9 protein-coding genes are annotated in these 11198 nt (G+C 64.1%); 7 read left to right on the top strand and 2 right to left on the bottom strand.

The window, feature by feature from the left end; translation table 11 throughout:
* Positions 1-106 precede the first annotated feature (106 nt).
* The 5 genes from BAUR9175_RS14110 to serA all read left to right on the top strand — a co-directional run bounded on the left by BAUR9175_RS14110 (position 107) and on the right by serA (position 6887).
* Complete coding sequence (locus BAUR9175_RS14110; RefSeq protein WP_069600490.1) at positions 107-2044, top strand: acetolactate synthase large subunit; 1938 nt, start codon at positions 107-109, stop codon at positions 2042-2044.
* On the top strand, positions 2041-2553 hold the full coding sequence (gene ilvN / locus BAUR9175_RS14105; RefSeq protein ID WP_009882629.1) for an acetolactate synthase small subunit: 513 nt from the start codon (positions 2041-2043) through the stop codon (positions 2551-2553). Before BAUR9175_RS14110 ends, ilvN begins: the two co-directional genes overlap by 4 nt.
* Positions 2554-2703: 150 nt before the next feature.
* On the top strand, positions 2704-3735 hold the full coding sequence (gene ilvC, locus BAUR9175_RS14100) for a ketol-acid reductoisomerase (RefSeq protein WP_069600489.1): 1032 nt from the start codon (positions 2704-2706) through the stop codon (positions 3733-3735).
* A gap of 130 nt (positions 3736-3865) precedes the next feature.
* Entirely contained in the window at positions 3866-5158 is a 1293-nt protein-coding gene (locus tag BAUR9175_RS14095; RefSeq protein ID WP_009882627.1) for a GNAT family N-acetyltransferase, read from the top strand.
* 136 nt (positions 5159-5294) lie between these two features.
* A complete protein-coding gene (gene serA, locus BAUR9175_RS14090) occupies positions 5295-6887 on the top strand; it encodes a phosphoglycerate dehydrogenase (RefSeq protein ID WP_069600488.1) in 1593 nt (530 codons plus the stop codon).
* A gap of 35 nt (positions 6888-6922) precedes the next feature.
* Here the strand turns inward: serA and BAUR9175_RS14085 are convergent, their stop codons facing one another.
* Together BAUR9175_RS14085 and BAUR9175_RS14080 are read right to left on the bottom strand one after the other, a co-directional pair.
* Positions 6923-7681, bottom strand: coding sequence for a phosphatase PAP2 family protein (locus tag BAUR9175_RS14085; protein WP_009882625.1), 759 nt, complete (start codon positions 7679-7681; stop codon positions 6923-6925).
* A 10-nt stretch (positions 7682-7691) separates the two neighbouring features.
* Entirely contained in the window at positions 7692-8543 is an 852-nt protein-coding gene (locus tag BAUR9175_RS14080; RefSeq protein ID WP_009882624.1) for an HpcH/HpaI aldolase/citrate lyase family protein, read from the bottom strand.
* Positions 8544-8740: 197 nt separating this feature from the next.
* Between BAUR9175_RS14080 and BAUR9175_RS14075 the strand changes: the two genes are divergently transcribed.
* Both BAUR9175_RS14075 and BAUR9175_RS14070 read left to right on the top strand, forming a co-directional pair.
* A complete protein-coding gene (locus tag BAUR9175_RS14075) occupies positions 8741-9778 on the top strand; it encodes a 3-isopropylmalate dehydrogenase (protein WP_009882623.1) in 1038 nt (345 codons plus the stop codon).
* A gap of 121 nt (positions 9779-9899) precedes the next feature.
* A complete protein-coding gene (locus tag BAUR9175_RS14070) occupies positions 9900-10991 on the top strand; it encodes a branched-chain amino acid aminotransferase (protein WP_096161726.1) in 1092 nt (363 codons plus the stop codon).
* Positions 10992-11198 lie beyond the last annotated feature (207 nt).

Raw genomic sequence — 11198 nt, 5'->3', positions numbered from 1 at the left:
ATCTTCCGTAGCCTGTCAACACGACATGTTCCGCGCGCCCCTACCGAAACCGGAGGGGCTTTTTTCATGCGGAGACAAGATGGATCACTAGGAAGGATACGAAACGATGGCAGCCACGCCCTCGGCCCAGTCAGCGGGAACTGGCACCGCGCCCAGCGCAGCCCCGGTCACCGCGACCCCGTCAAGCATTCGACGCAACTCGACCCCAGAGGTCCTCACCGGAGCGCAGGCAATCGTCCGCAGCCTCGAGCTCCTCGAGGTAGAGACGGTCTTCGGCCTTCCCGGCGGCACCATCCTTCCGACGTATGACCCCCTGTTCGAGACCGACAAGATCCGACACATCCTCGTGCGCCATGAGCAGGGCGCCGGACACGCGGCCGAAGGCTATGCTGCGGCCTCGGGCAAGCTGGGCGTGTGCATCGCAACCTCGGGTCCAGGAGCGACCAACCTCATCACGGCGCTCGCCGACGCCCACATGGACTCCGTGCCCGTCCTGGCCATCACCGGCCAGCAGAGCTCGAAGCTGCTGGGCACCGACGCCTTCCAGGAAGCCGATATCGTGGGAATGACGATGCCGGTGACCAAGCACAGCTTCCTCGTCACCAAGGCCGAGGACATCCCATCGGCGATCCTCAACGCCCACCACATCGCGACCACCGGCCGGCCCGGCCCGGTCCTCGTCGACGTCACCAAGGACGCACAGACGGGCACCGCCCCCTTCGTCTGGCCCGGAGAGCCGCAGCTGCCCGGCTACCGTCCCATCCTCAAGCCGCACGCGAAGCAGATTCGCGAGGCCGTGAGGCTCATCTCGGAAGCTCAGCGCCCCGTGTTCTACATCGGTGGCGGAGTCATCCGTTCGCAGGCCGACAAGGAACTGCTCAAACTCGCCGAAGCGACCAACATTCCCGTGGCCACCACCCTGATGGCCCGTGGCGCGTTCCCCGACTCGCACCAGCTCCACCTCGGAATGCCGGGTATGCACGGCAGCGTGCCCGCCGTGACCGCCTTCCAGAAGGCCGACCTCCTCATCACCATCGGTGCCAGATTCGATGACCGGGTCACCGGCAACCTCGACTCCTTCGCCCCGAACGCGCAGGTCATCCACGCCGACATCGACCCGGCGGAGATCGGGAAGAACCGTGACGTCGAGGTCGCCATCGTCGGAGACGCTCGCGAGGTGCTGGCCGAGATGCTCAGCGAACTGCGAAGCAAGTTCCCCAAGGCACTCGAGCGTCAGCGCGAACCCTGGTGGCGCTTCCTCAACCGTCTCAAGACGACCTACCCACTGGGCTACTCCACGCAGGACGAACTCTGCGATCCCCAGTATGTGATCTCGCGGATCTCGGCGCTGACCGGACCCGAGGCTGTCTACGCCGCCGGTGTGGGCCAGCACCAGATGTGGGCCGCCCAGTTCGTCGAGTTCGAACGCCCCAAGTCCTGGTTGAACTCCGGTGGCCTGGGCACCATGGGCTACTCGGTGCCTGCCGCGATGGGCGCGAAGGTCGCCGAACCCGACCGTGTCGTGTGGGCCATCGACGGAGACGGATGCTTCCAGATGACCAACCAGGAGCTCGCCACCTGCGCGCTCAATGACATCCCGATCAAGGTTGCGATCATCAACAACTCGTCCTTGGGCATGGTGCGCCAGTGGCAGACCCTGTTCTATGACGGGCGATACTCCAACACCGATCTCAATACCGGGCACGAGACGATCCGGATCCCCGACTTCGTCAAACTCGCCGAAGCCTACGGCTGCCTGGCCCTGCGCGTGAACAGCAATGACGATGTCGATGCTGCGATCAAGACGGCGCTGGAGACCAACGATCGTCCCGTCGTTCTGGACTTCACGGTCCCGCCGGATGCCATGGTGTGGCCGATGGTCGCCGCCGGTGTGTCCAACGATGAGATCGAATACGCCCGCGGCATTCGCCCCGAGTTCGACGGCGAAGGCGACGAGCAGGCCGAGAACCAGATCGCAGACGCCGGTACCGAAGAAGACGGCACGGTTCGCTCCGTGGCACAGATCGAAGGAGGCCTGGAATGAACAACCGGCACACACTCTCAGTCCTGGTCGAGAACAAGCCGGGCGTGCTGACCCGCTTCACCGGCCTCATCGCCCGCCGCGGCTTCAACATCCACAGCCTCGCCGTCGGTGTCACCGAACACGATGAGCTCTCGCGCATCACGGTCGTCGTCGACGTCAAGGACGTGCCGCTGGAGCAGGTGACCAAGCAGCTGAACAAGCTCGTCAACGTCATCAAGATCGTCGAACTCGAACCGGCCACCTCGGTGCGTCGAGCCCACATCATCTACAAGGTCAAGGCCAACGCCACCACCCGCCCACAGGTTGCGGCGGCAGTGGAGATGTTCCGGGCCAAGATCGTCGACGTGGGACCCGACTCCGTCAGCGTCGAGGCCACCGGCGAGCTGGGCAAGGTCGAGGCCCTGCGCGATGTCCTCGAGCCATTCGGGATCAAGGAGATCGTCCAATCGGGCACCGTGGCCATCGGCCGCGGCTCGAAGTCGATCACCGACCGCGCCCTGCGCAGCTGAAGCCTGGCGATACTGCGCACCTCAACCCAGCGCAGATGAGGACTTCTCGTTCCACTTCGTGGAACGTCAACCATCTCAATAAGTGAACAGCAGTACCGAACTGTGAAACAATGGGGGAGTACCCCAAACCTCTGAAGGAGCAAGAGAACTATGGCAGCAGAACGCTATTACGACGACAATGCAGACCTGTCCGTCATCCAGGGCACGAAGGTTGCCGTCGTCGGCTACGGCAGCCAGGGACACGCACACGCACTGAGCCTGCGCGATTCCGGCGTCGAGGTACGCATCGGCCTCAAGGAAGGCTCCGCCAGCCGCGACAAGGCTGCAGCAGAAGGCCTCGAAGTCGGCACCCCGGCCGAGGTCTCCGAGTGGGCCGACCTCGTCGTGATCCTCGCCCCGGACCAGGTCCAGGCCGAGATCTACAACGCTGAGATCGCACCGAACCTCAAGCCCGGCAATGCGCTGCTCTTCGCTCACGGCTTCAACATCCGCTTCGACTACATCCAGCCTCCCGAGGGCGTCGACGTCATCATGGTCGCTCCCAAGGGACCGGGCCACGTCGTGCGTCGCGAATACGTCGACGGTCGCGGCGTCCCCGTGCTCGTCGCCGTCGAAGCAGACGCCTCCGGCAAGGCCTGGGACCTCGTCCTCTCCTACGCCAAGGGAATCGGCGGACTGCGCGCCGGCGGCATCAAGACCACCTTCACCGAGGAGACCGAGTCGGATCTCTTCGGCGAGCAGACCGTCCTCTGCGGTGGCACCTCCCACCTCGTGCAGTACGGCTTCGAGGTCCTCACCGAGGCCGGTTACCAGCCGGAGATTGCCTACTTCGAGGTTCTCCACGAGCTCAAGCTCATCGTCGACCTCATGGTCGAGGGCGGAATCGCTAAGCAGCGTTGGTCGATCTCCGACACCGCTGAGTACGGCGACTACGTCTCCGGTCCTCGCGTCATCACCCCTGACGTGAAGAAGAACATGGAAGCCGTCCTCGCCGACATCCAGAACGGCAAGTTCGCCGAGCGCTTCATGAACGACCAGAAGAACGGTGCGGCCGAGTTCAAGGAACTGCGTTCGAAGGAAGAGACGCACCCGATCGAGACCACCGGCCGCGAACTGCGCAAGATGTTCGCATGGCTCAAGGACTCCGATGACGACTACACCGAGGGCACTGCCGCTCGCTGATCGTCACACCTCGATGCCCCGGAAGCCTGCTCGGCCTCCGGGACATCGTCGTGTCTGCTCCCGGTGCGAAGCGACGATTTCCGCTCGTGCATGAGTCGCATCGGCGGTGATGTGAATTACTCTTGGGATCGTGACGAACTACAGATTCGAAAACTTCAAGCCAGCCTTCGACGAGTCGACCGGAGCCCCCGATGAGCGCACACAGGGGTATTTCGCGTCGACGAGCGTGGGATTCCATGACGCTCGGTCGACCGATGATGCGCTGAAGAATCGCGTCGAGCGAGCCATCGCCGACGGGCGGAACCTCACCGCCGTCTACGCGAAGCAGGAATACGAGCACGCCCTCGACGCCAGCGTCCCCGTGGCGACCTTCGCGTGGTTCGAGAAGCTGGTCAACGTGGGAGGCGGGCGTCTGGTGCCCGGCCACCTGATCACCTGGGTGACGGTGCGGCCCACCCATCGCAGGCGGGGGCTGCTGAGGTCGCTGATGACGACCGACCTCGCCGAGGCGAAGGCAGCCGGATACCCATTCGCCGCACTCACGGCGACCGAAGGTGGAATCTACTCCCGCTTCGGATTCGGCGTAGCCACCTGGGCACACTCGATCGAGGTCGACACCTCACCGGGGTTCAAGATGGTCCACGAACCCGACCGTCGGGTCGAGATGTGCCTGCCCAGCGAACTGCGCGAGCTGGCACCGAAGATCTACGGAGAGTTCATGCGCACCTCCCCAGGTGCCATGGAGCGCCAGCAGACCTACATCGAGCGTGCCACCGGAGACCTGAACACGGACACCGGCGAGGCTGATCGTGGTGTGCGTGCCGCCCTGCACTTCGACGAACAGGGCGAAGCCGACGGCTACGTGTCCTATAAGTTCGCCGGCTGGTCGAAGAATCCGCCGACGATCGAACTCATCGATTTCGTCGCTGTCACCGATGCCGCCTACGCCTCACTGTGGTCATTCCTGGCCGCCATCGACCTGACGACGAGGGTGACGTTCGGAGAGTCTGCCGAGGACTCACCGCTGCCGTGGCTGCTCACAGACTCCCGCCGAGTCCGGACCGTGTCCACTGAGGACAACATCTGGATCAGGATCCTCGACGTCAAGGCCGCCCTTGAGGCTCGTCCCTGGTACGTGCCGGGCACACTGGTCCTCGAGATCGACGACTCCCTCGATTTGGCTGGTGGTCGCTACACGATCACCTCAGACGGTGAGAACGCCGTCGTCGAGACCGCCCCTGATTCGACCCCGGCAGACCTGAGTCTCGGCATCGCGGAACTCGGGTCCCTCTACTTCGGCGGCGCCGACCCGGTGATCCTCGCCCGCGCGGGACGCATCGACGAGAACGTGCCTGGTGCCGCAGTGCGCGCCAGCTCGATGTTCAACCTGGGCCGGATGCCGTATTCGCCCAACGGGTTCTGACGTCGACATCTGCGTGACACGGCCGGGGCACTCGCCTGAGTGAGCCGAGACTCACTTCCCATAATTTGAGACTTTGTGAATGCATTCACAAAGTCTCATAAGATGGACGTGTCCCGGACGCAACAGGAGGAACTCAGTGCCCAAGCCCATCGTGCTCATCGCCGAAAATCTGTCACCGGCAACCATCGATGCCCTCGGAGGAGACTTCGAGATCCGTCACACCGAAGGTGCTGACCGCTCCCAGCTCCTCAACGACATCGTCGATGTCGACGCGATCCTCGTCCGCTCCGCGACCCAGGTCGACGCCGAGGCGATCGCCGCGGCGAAGAAGCTCCAGGTCATCGCCCGCGCCGGGGTCGGACTCGACAATGTCGACGTCCCAGCTGCCACCTCGGCGGGCGTCATGGTCGTCAACGCTCCGACCTCGAACATCATCTCCGCGGCCGAGCTCACCATGGCACACATTCTGGCCTCCGCACGCTACTTCGGCGCCGGCAACACCTCGCTCAAGGCGGGGGAATGGAAGCGCTCGAAGTACACCGGCGTGGAACTCTACGAGAAGACTCTGGGCATCGTCGGACTCGGACGCATCGGCGGCCTCGTCGCCGAGCGTGCCAAGGCCTTCGGCATGCGACTGGTCGGCTACGACCCCTACATCACGCAGGCACGCGCCGCGCAGATGGGCGTCGAGGTCGTCGACCTGCCCGGACTGCTGGCCGTGTCCGACTTCGTGACCGTCCACATGCCCAAGACGCCTGAGACGATCGGCATGATCAGCACCGAAGAATTCAAGGCCGCCAAGTCCGGCGCCCGGTTCATCAACGTCGCCCGCGGCGGCATCATCGACGAGGACGCCCTCGCCGAGGCGGTCGCAGCAGGTGAGGTCGGCGGTGCAGGCATCGACGTGTGGAGCACGGAACCCCCTGAGCACTCGGCGCTCATGGACCTCGACGCCGTCAACGTCACGCCCCACCTCGGCGCATCGACCGCTGAAGCGCAGGAGAAGGCCGGCGTGGCCGTCGCCAAGTCCGTGCGCAAGGCACTGGCCGGTGAACTCGTCCCCGACGCTGTCAACGTCGCCGGTGGAGCCATCCACGAGGACGTGCGCCCGGGCATTCCCCTGGCCGAACGTCTGGGCCGCGTGGTCAACTCGCTGGCCAACTCCTCGGTCACCCACTTCAAGGTCGAGGTCAACGGCGAGATCGCAGACAAGGACGTGTCCGTCCTCAAGCTCTCCGCTCTCAAGGGTCTGTTCAAGGACGTCGTGTCCGACCAGGTCTCCTACGTCAACGCACCGCTGTTGGCCGAGGAGCGCGGAATCGGCGTCGAGCTCGTCACCGATCCCTACTGTGAATCCTTCCGCAACGTCACGCGGCTGACCGCGACGACGAGCGAAGGGCAGCGGATCTCGGTCTCGGGCACCGTGACCGGACCGAAGCTCGTGCAGAAGCTCACCGAGGTCAACGGCTTCGAGCTCGAGATCGAACTCACCGACAACCTGCTCATCTTCCGCTACGAAGATCGCCCCGGAATCATCGGGCAGCTGGGCCAGGCGCTGGGTGCCAACGAGATCAACATCGCCGGCATGCAGGTCTCACCCTCTGCGACCGACAACGATGCGCTCTCGGTTCTCGCCGTCGACTCGGCGGTGTCCGAGGAAGTCGTCAAGGCCGTGGCCGGAGCCGTCAACGCCTCAGCCTTCAGCGGAGTCTCACTGAGCGAGGACTGACCTCCACCGGACACATCAGATCGAACGGGGCCCGTTCACCTCTCACGACGAGGTGAACGGGCCCTCATCGTCCCCCAGGTCCAGAGTTCATCGGCGAGCACCGCGGCCGAGATGCCGATGAGGGCACCTGCGATCGTGTCGGAGAGCCAGTGCACCTGCAGCGCGGTCCGCGACCACATCATCAGCAGGATCCAGACCGCGGCCAGGAGCATCGACCAGTGGAACCGCAGGACGACAGGCTCGAGTGGGGGAGTGATCTCGGTCGGAACCGCCTTGACCTCGTTCGTGCTCTCAGGCGGAAGCGCCAATGGGGCGACCGCGCCCGCCTCGGCCAGACACAGCATATGCGCCCGAGAGGCTATGAAAGCGAGACTGAGGGCAAGCGCGGCCGCACCCATGGAATGTCCCGACGGGTACGAATAGCCCAGGGAATCGTAGAGCTGCTCGCTGGGGCGGACCCGGGTCACCACGGCCTTGAGCAGCTCGGATAGCGCGACTCCCAAGACCATGGTGGTCACGAGGACGCCAGCGGAACGGAACTGTCGCAGGAGGACGAAGACCGCACCCAGAAGTCCCGTGCAGATCACGACACCCGTGCCCCCACCCATCTCGGCGAGGGTGACCGCCACCCAGTACGGGACGGTGTCGGATTCGAGCCCGACGAGGCTGAGCCAATCCTGGTCCAGCGTCGTGGGGCCGGAGACATTGACTCTCAGCCACAGCCCGAAGGCGATGACCAGGAGAATCGCAGGCAGGGTCGACCAGAGGATCCACGAAGGCTGACGGACCGACACGTGCGAGGACTCAGGCGTTCCAGAGACCGTAGGTTGATGCCAGGGACGCGATCTTCTTCGCGCGTGCCAGACGGGGGAGGTACGAACCGTCTGTGATCTCGGATCCGCCCTCGGCGGCTTCGAGCAGCTGTCGAGCCCAGTCGCGCTCGTCCTCGCTCGGGCTCATCGATTCGTTGAGGGTCACGACCTGATCGACGTTGAGCACGAGCTTTCCGGTCATGCCCATCATGTGGGTCACCTCGGCGTCATTGCGGACCTGCTCATCGCTGGCGGTCGCCGCTGATGGGCCGTCGATCGCACCGGGCAGTCCGCCCATGCGCGAGGCGATGGTCAGACGCGAGCGAGCGTAGGCCAGTGCCATCGGATCACCGGAGAAGCCGGTGTCCTTGCGGAAGTCGTTCGTTCCGAAGGCCAGACGGAAGGTGCCGGGCGCCTCGGCGATCTTGGTTGCGTTCTCCACGCCCATGGCAGATTCGAGCAGGGCGATGACCGGCAGTCCTGCCTTCGCACGCATCGCGGTATAGGAGACCTGTTCGGGGCGTTCGGTCTCCGGCAGCATCACGCCGCGCAGTCCGGGCAGCATGGCGATGGCGGCGAGGTCGTCATCCCAGAATTCCGAGTCCATCTTGTTGATGCGCACCCAGGCGGACATGCCGCCTTCCAGGGCACGCACGACATTGTCCCGGGCGGTGATCTTCTTGTCGTCGGAGACCGAGGCCTCAAGGTCGAAGATGACGGAATCCGATTCGGAGATCTGCGCCTCGGTGAAGGTCTCCTCTTTGGCGGCGTTGACCAGCAGCCAGGAGCGGGAGAGCTTGGCGGGGAGGGATGCGGCTCGGGCGTTGCGGATCGTCTCTGTCAATGATCGACTTTCTCTGGGGTTTGTTGCTTCGGGGTTGTTCCTCCCATCTTCGGCGTTCGGGACGCGAAATTGTAGTCGGGAACGAAGTTTGAGACATGAAATTGTGGATGACGGGATTTGCCGACTCCGAGCGCCCGGTAGTGTCCGAATAGTAGGACGACCTAGTTGCATGGTGAGATGAGTTCTACTCTGAAACCATGAAGTTTTCAATTGCGGTCATGCCCGGCGACGGAATCGGCAACGAGGTCGTCCCCGAAGGTCTCAAGGTGCTCAAGCGTGCGATCGAGGTGTCCGGAGAGCCGGTCGAACTCGATCTCACAGACTACGATGTCGGCGCCAGCCGCTGGCACGAGACCGGCGAGACGATCACCGACGACGAACTGGAATCGCTGCGCAAGCACGATGCCATCTTCTTCGGCGCCTGCGGCGATCCGAGCGTGCCCTCGGGCGTGCTCGAGCGCGGTGTGATCCTCAAGATGCGCTTCGGTCTCAGCCACGCAGTCAACCTGCGCCCCTCGAAGCTCTTCTCCGGTGTCACCAGCCCGCTGGCGAACCCGGGTGAGATCGACTTCGTCGTGGTCCGTGAGGGCACCGAAGGGTCATACACCGGCATGGGCGGCTCCGTCCGCACGGACACCCCCTACGAGGTCGCCACCGAGGTTTCGGTCAACACCTGGTACGGCGTGGAGCGGGCAGTCCGCGACGCCTTCGAGCGTGCGCAGGCCCGAAACAAGAAGCTCACCTACGTGCACAAGCACAACGTCATGGTCCACGCCGGTCACCTGTGGCGTCGCGTCGTCGAGAAGGTCGGCGCCGAATTCCCCGAGGTGACGTTCAACTACGAACACACCGATGCGTGCACGATCTACATGGTCACCGACCCCTCGCGCTACGACGTGATCGTCACCGACAACCTCTTCGGTGACATCCTCACCGACCTCGCAGCCGCGGTCACCGGCGGCATCGGCCTGGCCGCCTCGGGCAATCTCAATGTCGAAGGCACGGCACCGAGCCTGTTCGAACCGATCCACGGCTCCGCGCCGGACATCGCCGGGCAGCAGATCGCCGACCCGACCGCGTCGATCCTCTCCGGTGCGCTCATGGCTTCACACCTCGGCCTCGACGTCGTCGCAAAGTCGATCGAGACAGCTGTCGAAGCCGATCTGGCCGATCGGGACGGAACCAAGCGCTCCACCGCCGAGGTGGGCGACGCGATCGCGGCTCGCCTGGGCTGAGCTTCCCGTCTGGTTTCACCCCGCTGCTGCGGCCTGAATCATCATCACCCCGGTGCGACGCGCACCGGGGTGATGGACTACCCTGACAGTGTCACTCATCACAAATGAGAAAAGAGTTCTTATGACTAAGTTTGCCGTTCTCAAAAACATCCAGCCGCAACCCGAGCTGGTGCGCGAGAACATCAAGAAGGACCCCGGATTCGGGTTGTACTTCACCGACCACATGGCGCACGTCCGCTACACCCTGGACGATGGCTGGCACGCACACCAGGTGCAGCCATACGCGCCGTTGCAGCTCGATCCTGCGGCGGCCGTGTTCCACTACGCACAGGAGATCTTCGAAGGTCTCAAGGCCTACCGTCACGCTGACGGTTCGGTCTGGACCTTCCGTCCTGATCGGAATGCCGCTCGCATCAACAAGTCCGCCGAACGGCTCGCACTGCCGCAGCTGCCGGAAGAGGACTTCATCGAGTCGCTCAAGGCCCTGGTCACCCTCGACCAGCAGTGGGTCCCGACTCCCGAGTCCGAGGCCGACGAGTCGAGCCTCTACCTGCGTCCGTTCATGATCGCCACCGAACGTTTCCTCGGTGTGCGCTCCAGTCATGAAGTGGACTACTACGTCATCTCCTGCCCGGCCGGGCCCTACTTCTCCGGCGGCATCGAGCCCGTCTCGATCTGGCTGTCGCAGAACTTCAACCGTGCAGGTGCCGGCGGCACCGGATTCGCCAAGTGCGGCGGAAACTACGCCAGCTCACTGGCCGCGCAGAACGAAGCCGCAGCTCAGGGGTGTCAGCAGGTGCTGTTCACCGACGCTGCAGAGGGCAAGTACATCGACGAGCTCGGCGGCATGAACCTCATGCTCGTGACCAAGGACGGCCGTCTGGTCACTCCGGAACTCGGCGATTCGATCCTCGACGGTGTGACCCGCCGTTCGCTGCTCGACCTCGCCCCGCAGCTGGGTCTCGAGCCCGAAGAGCGCAAGGTCACCATCGACGAATGGCGCGAGGGTGCTGCCAACGGCGACATCGTCGAGGCCTTCGCCTGTGGCACCGCCGCGGTCGTCACACCGATCGGTCGGGTCGTCAGCAATGACTTCACCATCGATCACGGCACCGAACCGGGCGCGAAGACCATGGAGTTCCGCAAGACGCTGCTCGACATCCAGTACGGTCGGACCGAGGACAAGAACAACTGGATGGTTCGCCTGGCCTGAGGCCTGGGGTTTAGGCGCTGCTCAGGCAGGTCGGCTCAGAACGTCCCGCGTTGAGAGGGTCGGATGCTGCGATTTCGATCGCGGCACCCGACCCTCTTCGTGTGCCATGACAGTCTCAGGCATGTGCCATGACAGTCTCTGGAGTTTCGACCTGGGGCTCGGCCTGCCTGGTCCAATAGGCGTGCTCCATCTAGACGTGTTCCATCG

The sequence above is a fragment of the Brevibacterium aurantiacum genome (assembly GCF_900169065.1).
GTDB classification, from domain to species: domain Bacteria; phylum Actinomycetota; class Actinomycetes; order Actinomycetales; family Brevibacteriaceae; genus Brevibacterium; species Brevibacterium aurantiacum.
This window is presented reverse-complemented; position numbering and strand designations above follow the sequence as displayed.

Bases quoted from the DNA above. Each gene is read 5' to 3' on its own strand.
- BAUR9175_RS14070 (WP_096161726.1), top strand. From the start codon at position 9,900: ATGACTAAGTTTGCCGTTCTCAAAAACATCCAGCCGCAACCCGAGCTG.
- BAUR9175_RS14110 (WP_069600490.1), top strand. From the start codon at position 107: ATGGCAGCCACGCCCTCGGCCCAGTCAGCGGGAACTGGCACCGCGCCC.
- BAUR9175_RS14075 (WP_009882623.1), top strand. From the start codon at position 8,741: ATGAAGTTTTCAATTGCGGTCATGCCCGGCGACGGAATCGGCAACGAG.
- ilvC (WP_069600489.1), top strand. From the start codon at position 2,704: ATGGCAGCAGAACGCTATTACGACGACAATGCAGACCTGTCCGTCATC.
- ilvN (WP_009882629.1), top strand. From the start codon at position 2,041: ATGAACAACCGGCACACACTCTCAGTCCTGGTCGAGAACAAGCCGGGC.